Annotated in this window: 15 protein-coding genes and 2 tRNA genes; 5 read left to right on the top strand and 12 right to left on the bottom strand. The window is 70.1% G+C overall.

Annotated elements, in window-relative coordinates:
- The 4 genes from OAW74_RS04885 to def are packed head-to-tail and all read right to left on the bottom strand — an operon-like array spanning position 1 to position 2,686.
- Positions 1-969: an AAA family ATPase gene (locus OAW74_RS04885; protein WP_262873205.1), complete on the bottom strand. Its 969-nt coding sequence runs from the start codon at positions 967-969 to the stop codon at positions 1-3.
- Positions 966-1,418, bottom strand: coding sequence for a hypothetical protein (locus OAW74_RS04890; RefSeq protein WP_262873206.1), 453 nt, complete (start codon positions 1,416-1,418; stop codon positions 966-968). Before OAW74_RS04890 ends, OAW74_RS04885 begins: the two co-directional genes overlap by 4 nt.
- Positions 1,415-2,113 carry a DUF4129 domain-containing protein gene (locus OAW74_RS04895; protein ID WP_262873207.1) on the bottom strand — a complete coding sequence of 233 codons (699 nt, stop codon included), beginning with the start codon at positions 2,111-2,113 and terminating at the stop codon, positions 1,415-1,417. The genes OAW74_RS04890 and OAW74_RS04895 overlap by 4 nt, the downstream gene beginning before the upstream one ends.
- 6 nt (positions 2,114-2,119) lie before the next feature.
- Positions 2,120-2,686, bottom strand: coding sequence for a peptide deformylase (def, locus tag OAW74_RS04900; protein WP_262873208.1), 567 nt, complete (start codon positions 2,684-2,686; stop codon positions 2,120-2,122).
- A 45-nt stretch (positions 2,687-2,731) separates the two neighbouring features.
- Between def and OAW74_RS04905 the strand changes: the two genes are divergently transcribed.
- The 3 genes from OAW74_RS04905 (at position 2,732) to OAW74_RS04915 (ending at position 4,553) form a co-directional block, all read left to right on the top strand.
- On the top strand, positions 2,732-3,820 hold the full coding sequence (locus OAW74_RS04905; RefSeq protein ID WP_262873919.1) for a multidrug DMT transporter permease: 1,089 nt from the start codon (positions 2,732-2,734) through the stop codon (positions 3,818-3,820).
- Between the two features lie 25 nt (positions 3,821-3,845).
- Positions 3,846-3,919: transfer RNA gene (locus tag OAW74_RS04910), tRNA-Ile, on the top strand.
- Between the two features lie 130 nt (positions 3,920-4,049).
- Positions 4,050-4,553, top strand: a complete 504-nt coding sequence (locus OAW74_RS04915) for a DUF3145 domain-containing protein (protein WP_262873209.1) — start codon at positions 4,050-4,052, stop codon at positions 4,551-4,553.
- Between the two features lie 135 nt (positions 4,554-4,688).
- Here the strand turns inward: OAW74_RS04915 and OAW74_RS04920 are convergent, their stop codons facing one another.
- From OAW74_RS04920 to aceE, 6 genes are all read right to left on the bottom strand, one after another.
- The gene (locus OAW74_RS04920) at positions 4,689-5,927 is read right to left on the bottom strand and encodes a beta-ketoacyl-[acyl-carrier-protein] synthase family protein (protein WP_262873210.1); all 1,239 of its coding nucleotides are present in this window, start codon (positions 5,925-5,927) and stop codon (positions 4,689-4,691) included.
- A 55-nt stretch (positions 5,928-5,982) separates the two neighbouring features.
- Complete coding sequence (locus OAW74_RS04925) at positions 5,983-6,231, bottom strand: acyl carrier protein (protein WP_065570643.1); 249 nt, start codon at positions 6,229-6,231, stop codon at positions 5,983-5,985.
- 65 nt (positions 6,232-6,296) lie between these two features.
- Complete coding sequence (locus OAW74_RS04930; protein ID WP_262873211.1) at positions 6,297-7,298, bottom strand: beta-ketoacyl-ACP synthase III; 1,002 nt, start codon at positions 7,296-7,298, stop codon at positions 6,297-6,299.
- Positions 7,295-8,209 (bottom strand): ACP S-malonyltransferase, encoded by a 915-nt coding sequence (locus OAW74_RS04935; RefSeq protein WP_262873212.1) that lies wholly within the window; start codon positions 8,207-8,209, stop codon positions 7,295-7,297. The genes OAW74_RS04930 and OAW74_RS04935 overlap by 4 nt, the downstream gene beginning before the upstream one ends.
- 84 nt (positions 8,210-8,293) lie before the next feature.
- Positions 8,294-9,508: a PucR family transcriptional regulator gene (locus tag OAW74_RS04940; protein ID WP_262873213.1), complete on the bottom strand. Its 1,215-nt coding sequence runs from the start codon at positions 9,506-9,508 to the stop codon at positions 8,294-8,296.
- 8 nt (positions 9,509-9,516) lie between these two features.
- A complete protein-coding gene (gene aceE, locus OAW74_RS04945; protein ID WP_262873214.1) occupies positions 9,517-12,246 on the bottom strand; it encodes a pyruvate dehydrogenase (acetyl-transferring), homodimeric type in 2,730 nt (909 codons plus the stop codon).
- Between the two features lie 126 nt (positions 12,247-12,372).
- Between aceE and OAW74_RS04950 the strand changes: the two genes are divergently transcribed.
- A complete protein-coding gene (locus tag OAW74_RS04950) occupies positions 12,373-12,831 on the top strand; it encodes a peroxiredoxin (RefSeq protein ID WP_262873215.1) in 459 nt (152 codons plus the stop codon).
- Positions 12,832-12,834: 3 nt separating this feature from the next.
- On the opposite strand, the gene OAW74_RS04955 is transcribed toward OAW74_RS04950, so the two are convergent.
- Positions 12,835-12,907 (bottom strand) — tRNA-Val (locus OAW74_RS04955).
- 26 nt (positions 12,908-12,933) lie between these two features.
- On the opposite strand from OAW74_RS04955, the gene mgtE reads away from it, so the two are divergent.
- Entirely contained in the window at positions 12,934-14,280 is a 1,347-nt protein-coding gene (gene mgtE / locus OAW74_RS04960; protein ID WP_262873216.1) for a magnesium transporter, read from the top strand.
- Here mgtE and OAW74_RS04965 read toward each other — a convergent pair whose 3' ends face one another.
- Positions 14,281-15,804 carry an amino acid permease gene (locus tag OAW74_RS04965; RefSeq protein WP_262873217.1) on the bottom strand — a complete coding sequence of 508 codons (1,524 nt, stop codon included), beginning with the start codon at positions 15,802-15,804 and terminating at the stop codon, positions 14,281-14,283. It lies immediately after the preceding gene.
- Positions 15,805-15,829 lie beyond the last annotated feature (25 nt).

Below are 15,829 nucleotides of genomic sequence, written 5' to 3' on the forward strand. Positions count from 1 at the left end.
TCAGGCGTCCGGCAGGTACCGGGTGGGAACGGGAACGCGCGAGACGACTCCCTCGATGACGGTGGCCGCGCTCACATTGCTGAGCCAGAGCTCGGGGCGCACCGTGACGCGGTGGGCGAGGGCGGGAACGGCGAGCAGCTTCACGTCATCGGGCGTCACGAAGTCCCTGCCCCTGATCAGGGCGTAGGCGCGGGCGCAGGCCAGCAGTGCGAGGCTTCCGCGCGGGGAGGCGCCGACCAGCAGCGAGCCGTCCTGGCGGGTCGCCGCGGTCAGCGCGACGGCGTAGCGGCCCACCTCGGGGTGGAAGAAGACGCCCTCGGCCGCCGCCTGAACACCCCGAAGCCCCTCGGCATCGAGCACGGGCTCGATCTGCACCTCTTCGCGCCGCCGCTCGATGCGCCGGCGCAGCACCTCCCACTCGGCGTCCTCGTCGGGGTAGCCGAACCGCAGGCGCAGCAGGAATCGGTCGAGCTGCGCCTCCGGCAGCGGGTAGGTGCCCTCGGTCTCGATCGGGTTCGCCGTCGCCATGACGTGGAAGGGGCTCGGCAGGGCGTGCGTCGTGCCCTCCACCGTCACCTGGCGCTCCTGCATGGCCTCCAGCAGAGCCGCCTGCGTCTTCGGGGGCGTGCGGTTGATCTCGTCGGCGAGCAGGAACCCGGCGAAGACCGGGCCTGGGCGGAACACGAAGTCGCTGCGTGACTGGTCGTAGACGTAACTGCCGGTGAGGTCGGCCGGCAGCAGATCGGGGGTGAACTGCGCGCGCCGGAAGTCCAGCCCGAGCGCCTGCGCGAAGCTGCGCGCCGCGAGCGTCTTGCCGAGGCCGGGGAAGTCCTCGATCAGCGCGTGGCCGCCGGCGACGACGGCGGTGAGCACGAGTTCGAGCGCACCGCGCTTGCCGACGACGGCACGCTCGACCTGGTCGAGAACGCGCGCGCAGGATGCCGTGGCTTCGGGGATGGTGGGGGTCACAGGCTGTTCAGCTCCCTGATGATCGTGCGCAGCCGGGCGCGGCTGAGCGGGCGGGGGTCGGATCGCACGTAGGCATCGACGGTCGGCGGCAGTGGCCGACCGTCGGCGAGTTCGTCGGCCAGTGCCGTGATGGCCGTATGGAGGGCGCCGACCGTCATCGGCCTGGAGCCCTGCGAGCCGCGCAGCTGCGACTCCCACGCGCGGGTGCGGCGGTCGACGTCGAGCGCGCCGAAACGCCGAGGCATCATCGGGGCCGGTTCGCTCTGGTCGTCCGGCGCGACGAAGACCCGCTGGAAGAACCAGACCACGAGTCCCGCTCCCATGCCCGCGAGCGCCCACGCATCCCAGCGGATGCCGAAGCCGATGAGTGCGAAGGCCGTCGCGCCGATGAGGGCCACCACGACGCCGCCGAGCAGATAGAGCGGCAGCATCCGCCTGACACGCCTCATCGCTGCACCCGTCCGGTCTGCACGGCGGCCTCGACCTCGGTCAGGCAGGCGACCGCTTCGTCGACGGCGGTGCGGGGGAGGTGATGGTCGGAGAACAGTGCGGTCGCGTAGAGGTCGGCCAGCCGCCGCGAAGGACCGGCGGGCACCTCGAGCGCGCCGAGCATGTCGATGACGTACTCCGACGCGGTGCGGCTGGCATCGCGCGGGATGCCGGCATCGGCGGCGAGCGCCTCCAGTGCCTCCCAGCAGCGCACCACGACGAGGTTCGCGTCGTCGTCGACCTCGATGCTCGCCCGCGCGCGCCGCACCACCTCGGCGACCGCCGCCGCATCGACCGACTGCTCCTCGGCGGCATCCTCCTCCTCAGGAGGCGTGCGCGACGCGATCCCGCGGGCCAGGCGCACCACGACGACGATGACGAGGGCCCCGATTCCCACGACGGCCAACACCTCCAGCGCCGTCAGCGCGACGTCGCTGAGCGTGTCGGTATCGGCGTCGACCGCCGACACGTCGTCGGAGACGTCGGGCTGCTCGATGGGCGCGGTCGTCGCCTCGGGGGCGTCGATGCCGCTCTCCCAGCGCGGCAGCGAGGTGACGACGGATGCCGGGGCCAGCGCACTGCCGAGGGCGAACAGCAGCAGCACGCCCACGGCGACGCCGAAGCCCAGAGCGGTTCGCCGGCGTGCGGGGGTCATCGGGGCTCAGGCGTCGATGTCGTCGACGCCGGGCATCCACTGTGCGCCGGGGCGACCCCAGCCGCGCTTGCGCGCGATCTTCTGCACGGTCTTCCAGTCGCCGTCGTCGAGTCGGTCGATGTAGAGCACGCCGTCGAGATGGTCGAACTCGTGCTGCAGGATCCGCGCGCGCCAGCCGTCGACGTCGATCTCGACGGGCGCCCCCTCGAGGTCGGTGCCGGTGAGCCGAACGCGGTCGGAACGGCGCAGCCCGAACCGCTCTCCGGGGAACGACAGGCAGCCCTCGGACTCGTCATCGGGGTCGGGAGCGCCCGGCTCGAGCGGATGCATCCACAGTTCGGGGTTGATCACGACACCGCGCCACGGTGCGCCGTCGTCGTCCTGGTAGGTGTACGTGAAGATACGGAGCCCGACACCCACCTGCGGTGCCGCCAGGCCCACGCCGGGGGCGGCATCCATCGTCTCGAACATGTCGGCGACGAGCGTGCGGATCTCGTCGGTGACCTCGGTCACGGGGTCGGCGGGAGCGTGCAGGACGGGATCGCCCATGATGCGAATCGGCAGAACGGCCACTCCTTGAGCCTAGTCGGCGGGGTCGGCAGGTATCGTCGAAGCGTGATGCTGGGTGCGGGGGGCGTGATCGACGACGTGGGCGATCAGCTCATCGGCGTCTTCGAGAACCCCGGACTGCTCATCGGCATCCCCCTGGCCCTCGTCGGTGCGATCCTGATGTCGTTCGGTGCGCAGTACCAGCACCGCGGTGTCGCGAAGGTCGAGCGGCTCAGCGGACAGGCCGGCGCCGCGGGCCTCACCGGCGCTCAGCTGAAGCGCCTGCTGACCCGTCCTTCGTGGGTGATCGGCACGGTCATGCTGGGGCTGGCGATCGTCTGCCAGCTCTCCGCGCTCGCCTTCGCACCGCTCATCGTCGTGCAGCCGATCGGCGCGTTCGCCCTCGTCGTGACGACGCTGCTGAACGCCCGCATCAGCGGGGTCTCGCCGACCCGCAGATCGATCACCGCCATCGTGCAGTGCGTCGGCGGCATCTTCATCTTCGTCACCATCGCCGCGCTCGTGGCCACCGAGGAGCCGGTCAGCGACACGCAGCTGATCATCGTGCTGGGCCTTCTGGTGCTCGTGATCGGCGTGCTCTCGTCGGTCTGGCTGTGGCTGCGCTCGCGGGTCGGAGCGCTGTTCTACATCGTCGCGGCCGGGGTCATGTACGGCTTCGTCGCCACCCTCGCCAAAGTGGTCATCAGCCGCATCCAGCACCAGAACTTCGAGTGGCTGACGCTGCTGTGCGTCGTCGGCGTGGTCGCCGCGGCCTCGCTGGGCGCCTACTTCGTGCAGACCGCCTACGCCTCCGGCCCGCCCGACCTCGTGATCGCGGGGCTCACCGTGATCGATCCGATCGTCGCGATCATCATCAGCATCGCGGTGCTGCGCGAGGCCGCTCACGCGCCGCTGTGGGCCTACATCGGCTTCGTGATCGGCGGGGCGATCGCCACGTGGGGGGTGTTCCAGCTCGCCCGCTATCACCCTCAGGTCATCGGAGACAGTCAGGAGCTGCCGCTTCAGCGGGGGAGCGGACCCGGCGACGCGGCCGCACCGAAGACGGGATCGATCCGCATCACCGAGGCCGTGCAGAAGGTGTGGCCGGACCCGCCCCTGCCCGAGCGTCGACGCGGCGATCGCGGCGACCCGCGCTAGGCTCGATGCGTCACCTCGGTGGCGCGGGGCGGTGGCCAAGCTGGTCAAGGCAGCGGGCTCATAACCCGACGATCGCGGGTTCAAGTCCCGCCCGCCCTACGTGAATGACAGGCTTGTCATTCCCGTCATCCGCCCGGCATAATGGGCGCAGCACAACCGAACAGCACATCGCCGTATCCGCATCCGGTCAGGTCGTAGGGGAAGACGCACCTGACGAAACGGAGAGATCATGGCGACACCTCAGGCGCGCGGAGTGGTATTCGTCCACTCGGCGCCACGCGCGTTGTGCCCCCACCTCGAGTGGGCGGTCGGTCGTGCTCTCGGGCGCGCCGTCAGCTTCGACTGGGCCGATCAGCCGGTGCTCGCCGGCAGTCGTCGGGCCGAGTTCTACTGGGAGGGCTCGGTCGGCACCGGTGCGGCCCTCGCCACGGCGATCCGCGGGTGGGAGCATCTGCGGTTCGAGGTGACGGAAGACCCGACCCCGAGAAGCGACGGCGGACGCTGGCTGCACACCCCGAGCCTGGGCATCCACTACGCGCAGACGGATGCCGCGGGCAACGTCGTGATCGGCGAAGACCGCATCCGCTACGCCATGGAGATCGCGGCCGGCGACATGGCCGAGCTCACCCGTGAGCTCGATGTCGCGCTGGGCGCCGCGTGGGACGAGGAGCTCGAGCCGTTCCGCCACGCGAGCGACGATGCCCCCGTCGTCTGGCTGCACAAGGTCGGCTGACCCGAAGGCCTCGGGAGCGCGAGGCCCGATTACCGGCCGTCGGAGAGATCTCCGGAGACCGGGAAAGCGAATCGCCTCCCGAAAACGACAGACGCCCCCTGGTCGAAGAACCGGGGGCGTCTGTCGTGAAGGCGATCAGACCGAGGCGAACGCCGCAACCGCGTTGTGGCCGCCGAAGCCGAACGAGTTGCTGATCGCGAGCTGATCGCCCGCTCCGAGCGCCTGCGTCTCGCCCGAGATGCGGAAGGGCACCTCGGGGTCCTGCGTCGTGATGTTGATCGTCGGGGGAGCGACACGGTCGCGCAGCGCGAGCACCGTGAAGATCGCCTCGAGGGCGCCGGTGCCGCCCAGGAGATGGCCCGTGGAGGCCTTGGTGGCCGACACCGGGATGTCGTCGATCCGCGCGCCGAACACGCTCTTGAGGGCGACGTACTCGTTCGGGTCGCCCACGGGCGTCGAGGTGGCGTGCGCGTTGACGTGCGTCACGTCGTCGGGCGAGGCGCCGGCCATCTCGAGGGCCAGCCGCACGGCACGCGCGGCGCCGGTGCCCTCGGGGTCGTTCGCCGTGATGTGGTACGAGTCGGCGGTGACGCCTCCGCCGACGACGGCGGCGTAGATCTTGGCGCCGCGGGCCTTGGCGTGCTCCTCGGTCTCGAGGATCAGAACGGCCGCGCCCTCGCCCATGACGAACCCGTCGCGGTCGATGCTGCCTGGCCGAGACGCGTGGGCGGGGTCGTCGTTGCGCTTGGAGAGCGCCTGCATCGACGAGAACGACGCGATCGTCACAGGATGGATCACCGATTCGGTGCCGCCGGCGATCACGACGTCGGCCAGCCCCGCGCGCAGGTGCTCCACGGCGTTGACGATCGACTCCGTGCTCGATGCGCAGGCGCTGGCCACGGTGCGGGCGAACGCGCGCGCGTGGAAGTGCAGCGAGAGGTTGCCGGCGGCCGCGTTCGGCATGAGCATCGGCACCGTCATCGGCATGACGCGGCGCGGGCCCTTCTCGCGCAGCGTGTCCCACCCGTCGAGGAGGGTCCACAGGCCCCCGATCCCGGTCGCGAAATCGACGCCGAGGCGTTCGGGATCGACCTCTGGGCTGCCGGCGTCCTGCCACGCCTCCTTGGCCGCCACGAGGGCGAACTGGGACGACGGGTCGAGACGCTTGGCGATCGGGCGCTCGAGCACGGTGTCGGGGCGCACCGCGGCCTCGGCGGCGAAGGTGACGGGAAGGTCGTACTTCTCGACCCACTCGTACTCGAGGGTGCGCGCGCCGGACTCGCCGCGCAGCAGCGCGGCCCAGCTCTCCGGGGCCGTGCCGCCGATCGGGCTGGAGGCGCCGATGCCGGTGACGACGATGCGGGGTGTGCTCATGTCTGGTGTTCCCTCAGGGTGTGCCGGTGGGGGCTGGGCCCCCACCGGAAGGTCGCTACGCCTGGTTCGACGAGATGTAGGTGACGGCGTCGCCGACGGTCTTGAGGTTCTTGACCTCGTCGTCGGGGATCGTCACGCCGAACTTCTCCTCGGCGTTGACGACGATGGTCATCATCGAGATCGAGTCGATGTCGAGGTCGTCGGTGAACGACTTCTCCAGCGCGACCTCGTCGGCCGAGATGCCGGTCTCGTCGGTGATCAGCTCGGCGAGACCCGCGAGGACCTCATCGTTGGTGAATGCCATGGTTTCTCCTTGTTCTACGGGTGCCCGGGAGGGCGGTTTTCAGTCTAGGGTCGGGCGATCTTCTGTCAGGGGAGCACGACGACCTGGGCGCCGAAGACGAGCCCGGCGCCGAAGCCGATCTGCAGGGCCAGGCCGCCGCTGAGTTCGGGGTGCTCCTCGAGCAGGCGATGGGTGGCCAGCGGGATCGACGCCGCCGACGTGTTGCCCGTCGTCTCGATGTCGCGGCCGATGACGACCGTCTCGGGAAGACCCAGCTGCTTGGCGAATTCGTCGATGATGCGCATATTGGCCTGGTGCGGCACGAACGCGGCGAGGTCTGCGGCGGTGACTCCGGCCTCGGCGAGCGCCTGACGGGCGACCTTGACCATCTCCCACACGGCCCAGCGGAACACCGTGGGTCCCTCCTGGCGCAGGGTCGGCCACGGGGCCTGGCCATCGCGGAACTCGGTGAGGGTGTGGTTCATGCCCACGGCCTCGGCCTTCGATCCGTCGGAGCCCCATACCGTCGGGCCGATGCCCGCCGTGTCGCTCGGGCCCACCACGGCCGCTCCCGCACCGTCGCCGAGCAGGAACGAGATGCTGCGGTCGGCGGGGTCGACGATGTCGCTGAGCTTCTCTGCGCCGATGACGACGGCGTAGTGCGCGGCGCCGGAGCGGATGAGGGCGTCCGCCTGGGCGACGCCGTAGGCGAAGCCGGCGCACGCCGCGTTCAGGTCGTAGGCCGCCGCCGGATTCGCCCCGATGCGGTCGGCGACGATCGCCGAGACCGACGGCGACTGCTTCGGGTTCGAGATCGTCGCGACCACGACCAGGTCGATGTCGGCGGGGTCGACACCCGAGCGCTCCACTGCCTCGCGCGCGGCATCCGTCGCCAGTTCGATCGCCGTCGTTCCGGCGTCGGCGCGCATCCGCGTCACGATGCCGGTGCGCTGCCGGATCCACTCGTCGCTCGAGTCGATCGGGCCGATCAGGTCGTCGTTGGGCACCGCGTTCTCGCCTCGTGCCGCGCCGTACGCGTAGATGCGGGTGTGTGCGGGGCCGGTGGGCTGGGTCAGGCTCAGGGTCATGCGGATGCTCCGGTGAGAAGTTCGGCGGCGGCCGCGAGGTCGTCGGGGGTCTTGACCGCCACCGCCGGCACACCGCGGAGGGCCCGCTTGGCGAGCCCTACGAGGGTTCCGGCGGGGCTGAACTCGATGATGCCGGTCACTCCGGCGGCGGCGAAAGCCTCCATGCACAGATCCCACCGCACCGGCGAGGCCACCTGGCTCACCAGCAGGTCGACGGCGGTGTCGGCGGCATCGACGACCGAGCCGTCGCGGTTGGTCCACAGCGTCGTCGTCGGAGCGGATGCGGACACCTGCGCGGCCGCGTCGCGCAACGTCTGCACCGCCGGGGCCATGTAGCGGGTGTGGAAGGCACCCGCGACCTGCAGCGGGATGACCCGCGTGGATGCCGGGGGCTCCGCCGACAGGCGTGCGAGCGCGTCGAGGGAGCCGGCGGCGACGAGCTGCCCGCCGCCGTTGTAGTTGGCGGGGGTGAGGTCGAGTTCGGTCAGCCGCGCCACGACGGCGTCCTGATCACCGCCGATGACGGCGCTCATGCCGGTCGGCTCGGTGGCCGCTGCCGCCGCCATGGCACGGCCGCGGATGCCGACCAGACGCAGCGCATCCTCTTCGGACAGCACCCCGGCCGCTGCGGCGGCGGCGAACTCGCCGACCGAGTGGCCGGCGACGCCCGAGACTCCGGAGCGGTCGGCCAGGGCGTTCCACGACAGGAGGCTCGCCGCGACGATGAGCGGCTGCGCGATCCGGGTGTCGCGGATCGCATCGGCATCCCACTCGGTGCCGGCCGCGACGAGGTCGACGCCCGACCACTCGGCGTACGCGTGCAGGCGCTCGGCGGTGCCGTCGAGCTCGAGCCAGGGGGTCAGGAAACCGGGGGTCTGCGAACCCTGACCGGGGAAGACGGCGATGATCACCCTTCCATCCTGCCAAGGATCGCCGTGCCGTTCTGGCAGAGGTGGCACAAGATTGCGCCAAGGCTTTGTGCGCGGTGAACAGCCTCAGGCGCCGGGGCGTCGCGTCGCCGCCGAGCGGCGGCGGGTCGCGTCGGTGCCGATGGAGCCCAGAATGAGGGCGGTCTGCAGGATCAGCGCCTCGCGGGGACCGGTGGCGTCCCATCCGATCACGTCCGAGACGCGCTTGAGTCGGTATCGCACCGTGTTGGGGTGGACGAACAGCTCACGCGCCGTCGCCTCCAGCGAACGGCCGTTGTCGAGATAGCTCCACAGGGTCGCCACGAGGTCGGTGCTGTGGGCCTGCAGCGGGCGGTAGATCTTCTCCACCAGGGTGAGCTTGGCCAGCGGATCACCGGCGAGCGCCCGCTCGGGCAGCAGATCGTCGGCTTCCACGGGGCGCGGCGCATGCCGCCAGGCGCGGGCGACCGCGAAGCCGGCCAGAGCCGCCCTCGCGCTCTGGCTCGCGTCGACCAGTGCCGGCACCTGCGGCCCCAGCACCAGCAGCCCCGGTCCGAAGCCCGGCTCGAGGCGACGTGCGATCTCGATGAACGGGAGCTCGGCGGCATCCTCGGTCCGATGCGGCGTCTCCGACCGCCCGATCACGAGCACCAGGCGCGAGCCCTGCACGCCGATCAGCACGTCGACGTCGAGCTTGCGCGCGGTGCGGCGCAGCTGATCGACGTCGAACTGCGGCGGGGTGGTTCCCACCAGCACCGCGACCTCGCCGTGCCCGTGCCAGCCGAGCGCGGCGATGCGGCTGGGCAGCTCCTCATCGGCTTCGCCGGTGAGGATCGAGTCGACCACGAGCGCCTCCAGGCGCGCGTCCCAGAGCCCTCTCGCCTCGGCGGCCCGCGCGTACACGTCGGCGGCGGCGAAGGCGACGTCGCGCGAGTAGAGCAGGATCGCCTCTCGGAGGTCTTCGCCGCGCCCGGCCACACGCTCCTCGGTCACTCCGACGGTGACGCGGATGAGCTGCAGCGTCTGGGTGAGGCTGACGCTGCGCAGCAGCTCACGCGGCGCCGCGGCGAAGATGTCCGCCGCGATCCAGGGAGTCGAGGTGGGATCCTCGTACCACTGGATGAACGAGGTGATGCCCGCCTGGGCGACCAGGCCCACCGCCGACCGCCGTGCCGGCGGCATGTCCGCGTACCACGGCAGAGTGTCTTCGAGGCGCTTGATGGTCGCCGTGGCGAGGTCGCCTGAGATGCGGCGGAGCCACGCGAGCGTCTCGCTCTTGTCGGCAGAGGTGCGGTCGGCCATGGATGCTGTCAGCTCTCGCCGCCCGCGTTGCCGCTGGTGCCGGCGCTGACGTCGTGCAGGCGGTACTTCTCGATCGCCTGTCCGGCCAGAGCCCGGTCGACTTTGCCCTCCTCCGCGAGCGACTGGAGCGTGCGCACCACGAGCGACGGTCCGTCGATCTTGAAGAAGCGACGGGCGGCGGCGCGCGTGTCGGAGAAGCCGAAGCCGTCGGCGCCCAGGGTCGCGAAGCGCTGCGGCACCCACGGGCGGATCTGGTCCTGCACGGCGTGCATGAAGTCGCTCACCGCGACGACGGGGCCCTCGGCGTCGCGCAGCTTCTCGGTGACGTAGGCGGTGCGGGGCTCCTCGTCCGGGTACAGGAAGTTGTGCTCGTCGGCGGCGAGACCGTCGCGGCGCAGCTCGGTCCACGACGTGACCGACCACACGTCGGCCTGCACGCCCCAGTCGTCGCGAAGCAGCTGCTGGGCCTCCAGCGCCCACGGCACGCCGACGCCCGAGGCGAGCAGCTGCGCGCGGGGGCCTTCGCCGTCGGCGGTGGAGATGCGGTGGAGACCGCGCAGGATGCCGTCGACGTCGACGCCCTCGGGCTCCGCCGGCTGCACGAGCGGCTCGTTGTAGACCGTGAGGTAGTACATGACGTTGGGGTCGGGGTGCTCGCCGCCGTACATGCGGTCCAGGCCCGCCCGCACGATGTGGGCGATCTCGTAGCCGAACGCCGGGTCGTACGACACGGTGGCCGGGTTGGTGGAGGCCAGCAGGTGCGAATGGCCGTCGGCGTGCTGCAGACCCTCGCCGGTCAGCGTCGTGCGTCCCGCCGTGGCGCCGATGATGAAGCCGCGCGCCATCTGGTCGCCCGCCGCCCACTGGGCGTCGCCCGTGCGCTGGAACCCGAACATCGAGTAGAAGACGTAGATCGGGATGAGCGGCTCGCCGTGGGTGGCGTACGAGGTGCCGGTCGCCGTGAAGGCGGCGAGGGCTCCGGCCTCGTTGATGCCGACGTGCATGATCTGCCCCTGCGGGCTCTCCTTGTACGCCAGGAGCAGCTCGCGGTCGACCGACGTGTAGTTCTGGCCGTGCGGGTTGTAGATCTTGGCGTTCGGGAAGAACGCGTCGATGCCGAAGGTGCGCGCCTCGTCGGGGATGATCGGCACGATGCGGTTGCCGAAGTCCTTCGCACGCAGCAGGTCCTTCAGCAGTCGCACGAACGCCATCGTGGTGGCGACCTCCTGCGTGCCCGAGCCCTTCTTGGGGAGGGCGTAGGTCTCGTCTCCAGGGAGGGTGAGCCCGACGTGGTGGCTGCGTCGCTCGGGAAGGAATCCGCCCAGGGCGCGGCGCTTCTCGATCATGTACTGGATCGTCTCGTCGCCGGGGCCGGGGTTGTAGTACGGCGGGAGGTAGGGGTTCTCTTCGAGCTGCGCGTCGCTGATCGGGATGCGCATCGAGTCGCGGAAGTGCTTGAGGTCTTCCAGCGTCATCTTCTTCATCTGGTGGGTCGCGTTGCGCCCCTCGAAGTGGTGGCCGAGACCGTAGCCCTTGATCGTCTTGGCGAGGATCACGGTGGGCTGGCCCTTGTGCTTGGACGCGGCGTCGTACGCGGCGTACAGCTTCTGGTAGTCGAGGCCGCCGCGGCGGAGCTTGCCCCAGATGTCGTCGTCCGACCAGTTCTCGACCATCTTGGCGGTGCGCTCGTCACGGCCGAAGAAGTGGTCGCGGATGAACTTGCCGTCTTCGGCGCGGTAGGTCTGGAAGTCGCCGTCGGGGGTCGTGTTCATGAGGTGCACGAGGGCGCCCTCTGGGTCCACCTGCAGCAGTTCGTCCCAGCCGCGGCCCCACACGACCTTGATGACGTTCCAGCCTGCGCCGCGGAAGAAGCTCTCCAGTTCCTGGATGATCTTGCCGTTGCCCCGCACGGGGCCGTCGAGGCGCTGGAGGTTGCAGTTGACGACGAAGGTCAGGTTGTCCAGGCCCTCGTTGGCCGCGACCTGCAGCTGCCCGCGGCTTTCGACCTCGTCCATCTCGCCGTCGCCGAGGAAGGCCCACACGCGCGAGTCCGACAGATCCTTCACGCCGCGGTTGGTGAGGTACTTGTTGGTCATCGCCTGGTAGATCGCGTTGATCGGGCCCAGACCCATCGACACGGTCGGGAACTGCCAGTACTCCGGCATCAGCCGAGGGTGGGGGTACGACGGGATGCCGTCGGGGGCCTTCGACTTCTCCTGACGGAAGCCGTCGAGCTGGTCTTCGGTCAGGCGGCCCTCGAGGAACGAGCGCGCGTAGATGCCCGGCGAGGCGTGCCCCTGGATGAAGATCTGGTCGCCGCCTGCGGGGTCGTCCAGGCCCCGGAAGAAGTGGTTGAAGCCGACTTCGTAGAGGGAGGCCGACGACGCGTAGGTCGAGATGTGACCACCCACGCCGATGCCAGGACGCTGCGCGCGGTGCACCGTGATCGCGGCGTTCCAGCGGATCCAGCGGCGGTAGCGGCGCTCGAGCTCCTCGTCACCGGGGAAGGACGGCTCGTTCTCGGGCGCGATCGTGTTGATGTAGTCCGTCGTCGGCACCTGCGGCACGTTCAACTGCAGCTCGTGCGACTTCTGCAGCAGGCTCAGCATGATCTCGCGACCGCGGCCGGAGCCCTTGGCATCCACGAGCTGCTGCAGGGACTCCTGCCACTCCGACGTCTCGTCGGGGTCGCTGTCGAGAGGGCCCTGCGAGTACGGATCCTGGTCGTTGACAGTCACGTGAGACCTTTCGTCGTCTGGCAGATCGTGCCAGGGATTCGCTACCGGAACGGTGCAGACATTGTTTGCCGTGCACAACGCACCACCGACCAGCCTAGCCACTGAACGGGTGCCAGGATGGACAGCATGACGATCGAGATCGGCGACCAGGCACCTGACTTCACGCTTCCCGCAGCCGGCGGCGGCACCCTCACCCTCAGCGACCTCTGGCGCGAGTCCCCGGTGGTGCTCGTCTTCTTCCCGCTCGCGTTCTCCGGGCGCTGCCAGGGCGAGCTGTGCGAGATCCGCGACAACATCGCGGTGTTCGAGCAGAGCGGCGTGACGGTCGTGGGCATCTCGGTCGACAGCACCCACGCGCTGCACGCGTGGGCCGAGCAGCAGGCGTATCCGTTCGCCCTGGTCTCCGACTTCTGGCCGCACGGCGAGGTCGCGAGGGCCTACGGCGCGTTCCTCGCCGAGAAGGGCATCGCGACGCGTGCCAGCTTCCTCATCGACACGACCGGTGTCGTGCGCTGGAGCGTCGTCTCCGACCCGGCGACCTCGCGGTCCCTCGACGGCTACCGCGAGGCGATCGCCGCCCTGTGAGAGTGGGCCCTGCCGGGATCGAACCGACGACATCCACGGTGTAAACGTGGCGCTCTACCAGCTGAGCTAAGGGCCCTGACCCGACAAGTCTAGAGTTCGGGCATGGACGACGACTTCCCGCAGTTCTCGGCTGCCCTGTCCGACGCGCTCAAGGACCGGGATCTCGCGCGCATCTCGGAGCTGCTCGGCGACCACGACGCGGGCGACATCGTGCGCGCCCTCGAGCGCGAAGACGCCGCAGACCGGGCCGTGCTGTACCGGCTGCTGCGTCGGGAGCACGCCCTCGAGGTGTTCGAGCTGCTGGAGCCGGGTCTTCGCGCGGAGCTGTTCGCGGGGCTGCGCGACGAAGAGGTGGCGCGGCTGTTCGAGCAGCTCGACCCCGACGACCGCGCCCAGCTGGTCGACGAGCTGCCCGCGGGCGTCGCGAAAGACCTCATGAGCGGGCTCTCGGCCAGTGAGCGCGAACTCACCGCCCCGATCCTCGGCTACCCGCGCGGCGCGATCGGCCGCCACATGAGCACCGAGTTCGTGCGGCTGCAGCCGCAGCTCACGGTGGGAGACGCGCTGACGCACGTGCAGCTTCGAGGACCCGGTGCCGAGACGGTCTACATGCTGCCGGTGACCGACCCCGAGCGGCGCGTCGTAGGTGTCGTCGGGCTGCGCGAGCTCGTCATGGAGCCCGGCGACCTGGGCCTCGCCGAGGTCATGACCGAGGCGCAGGTCGTGCGCGCGGTCGACCCCGCCGAGCAGGCCGCGCGGCGCGTGGTCGACGGCCAGCTGCTGGCGGCGCCGGTGGTCGACTCCGAGGACCGTGTCGTCGGCATCCTCACGATCGACGATGCGGCCAGGATCCTCGAAGACGCCGAAGACGAGGATGCGGCGCGCCAGGGTGCATCGGAGCCGCTGCGCCGGCCGTACCTGACCACTCCGGTGTTCGGCATCGTGCGCGCGCGGGTGGTGTGGCTGCTGGTGCTGGCGGTCTCGGCGCTGCTGACCGTTCAGGTGCTCGGCATCTTCGAAGACGCGATCGAACAGGTCGTGACCCTCGCGCTGTTCGTGCCCCTGCTCACCGGCACGGCGGGCAACACGGGCTCGCAGGCGGCCACCACCGTCACACGTGCGCTGGCGCTCGGCGAGGTCACCTCGCGCGACGTGCTGGTCGTCGCGTGGCGTGAGGTGCGGGTGGGGGCGACGCTGGGGGCACTGCTCGGTGCGCTGGGCTTCGTGCTGGCCACCCTCGCCTTCGGCATCGATTTCGGTGGCGTCATCGGCATCACCCTCGTCGTGGTCTGCACGATCGCGGCGACCGTGGGCGGGGCGATGCCGATGCTCGCGCGGGCGGTGCGTGCCGACCCCGCGGTGTTCAGCACGCCGTTCATCTCGACCTTCTGCGACGCGACGAGCCTCGTGGTCTACTTCGTCGTCGCGACCTGGCTGCTGGGGCTGTAGCTACCGGGTCTGTTCGCCGCCCTCCGCCTTGCGCACCGGTGCGACGACGTGGGGCAGCGACGGGTCGATGTAGCCGGGCTGGCCGACGCGCGAATGGCGGTGCGAGTAGCCGAAGTAGATGATGATGCCGATCGCGAGCCACACGAGGAACCGCAGCCAGGTCTCGACCGTGAGGTTGAGCATGAGGTACAGGCACACGAGCGCCGACAGCGCGGGCAGCCACGGATTCCACGGCACGCGGAACGGGCGCGGCAGGTCGGGCCGGGTGCGCCGCAGGGCGATCACGCCGATCGAGACGAGCACGAACGCCGACAGTGTGCCGATGTTCACCATCTCCTCCAGGATGCCGACGGGCGTGAATCCCGCAACGACGGCCACCACGAGGGTCACGATGATCGAGATCAGCCAGGGGGTGCGCCGGGTCGGGTGCACCTTCGCGAGCCCCGCCGGCAGCAGGGCGTCCCTGCTCATCGCGAAGATGATGCGCGTCGCACCGATCAGCAGTGTCAGCACGACCGTCGTCAGGCCCGCGACGGCTCCGGCCGAGATCACCGTGGCCATCCAGGTGGCGCCGTGCTGGGCGAACGCGTTCGCGAGCGCGGCGGCCGGGTCGAGCTGGTCGTACGAGACCATGCCGGTCACCACCAGCGCCACCGCGCAGTAGAGCACGGTGCAGATCACGAGTGAGGCGATGATGCCGATCGGCAGGTCGCGCTGGGGCCTGCGGGTCTCTTCGGCGGTGGTGGCCACGACGTCGAAGCCGATGTAGGCGAAGAACACCAGCGCGGCCCCCGCGAAGATGCCGCCGATGCCGAAGGCCGTCGGCTCGGCGCCGGAGAGGAACTGCAGCAGCGGCTGGTGCAGCCCGGTCGCCGCCTCCCGAGCCGCTTCGGGCGGCACGAACGGCGAGTAGTTCGCCGGGTCGATGAACCCGATGCCGGCGAAGATCACGAACAGCACGATGAACAGCTTCACCGCGACCAGCACGAGGTTGACGCGCATCGACTCCTTGATGCCGAAGGTCATGAGGCCGCCCAGCACAAGTACGAGCAGGATCGCCATCACATCGACCGTGCCGCCGTAGCCGATCGCCTCGGGGATGGGCGCACCCAGCTGTTCGAGCAGCACCCCGAGGTAGGCGCTCCACCCCTGGGCGACGACACTCGCCCCGAGGAACATCTCCAGGATGAGATCCCACCCGATGATCCACGCCAGAAGTTCGCCGAGCGCGGCGTAGGAGAACGTGTAGGCCGACCCCGACACCGGCACCGTGGAGGCGAACTCCGCGTAGCACATGGCCGCCAGCGCGCACGCGACGGCCGCGACGATGAAGCTCACGACGATCGCGGGACCGGCGACCTCGTGGGCCGCCCGACCGGTGAGCGTGAAGATGCCGGCGCCGATGACGACACCCACTCCGAAGAGGGTGAGATCCAGCGCCGACAGCGATTTCTTGAGTCTGAACTCCGGTTCGTCGGTGTCTGCGACCGACTGCTCCACCGATTTCGTGCGCATGATGTTCATGGCCGTGCCCTTCGCCAGAGGATCG

The organism is Microbacterium fluvii, from assembly GCF_025515205.1.
Classification (GTDB): Bacteria; Actinomycetota; Actinomycetes; order Actinomycetales; family Microbacteriaceae; genus Microbacterium; species Microbacterium fluvii.

Coding starts and splice junctions, on each gene's coding strand:
- OAW74_RS04890 (WP_262873206.1), bottom strand. CDS start 1,418: ATGAGGCGTGTCAGGCGGATGCTGCCGCTCTATCTGCTCGGCGGCGTC.
- OAW74_RS04895 (WP_262873207.1), bottom strand. CDS start 2,113: ATGACCCCCGCACGCCGGCGAACCGCTCTGGGCTTCGGCGTCGCCGTG.
- OAW74_RS04905 (WP_262873919.1), top strand. CDS start 2,732: ATGCTGGGTGCGGGGGGCGTGATCGACGACGTGGGCGATCAGCTCATC.
- OAW74_RS04915 (WP_262873209.1), top strand. CDS start 4,050: ATGGCGACACCTCAGGCGCGCGGAGTGGTATTCGTCCACTCGGCGCCA.
- OAW74_RS04920 (WP_262873210.1), bottom strand. CDS start 5,927: ATGAGCACACCCCGCATCGTCGTCACCGGCATCGGCGCCTCCAGCCCG.
- OAW74_RS04925 (WP_065570643.1), bottom strand. CDS start 6,231: ATGGCATTCACCAACGATGAGGTCCTCGCGGGTCTCGCCGAGCTGATC.
- OAW74_RS04930 (WP_262873211.1), bottom strand. CDS start 7,298: ATGACCCTGAGCCTGACCCAGCCCACCGGCCCCGCACACACCCGCATC.
- OAW74_RS04940 (WP_262873213.1), bottom strand. CDS start 9,508: ATGGCCGACCGCACCTCTGCCGACAAGAGCGAGACGCTCGCGTGGCTC.
- OAW74_RS04950 (WP_262873215.1), top strand. CDS start 12,373: ATGACGATCGAGATCGGCGACCAGGCACCTGACTTCACGCTTCCCGCA.
- mgtE (WP_262873216.1), top strand. CDS start 12,934: ATGGACGACGACTTCCCGCAGTTCTCGGCTGCCCTGTCCGACGCGCTC.
- OAW74_RS04965 (WP_262873217.1), bottom strand. CDS start 15,804: ATGAACATCATGCGCACGAAATCGGTGGAGCAGTCGGTCGCAGACACC.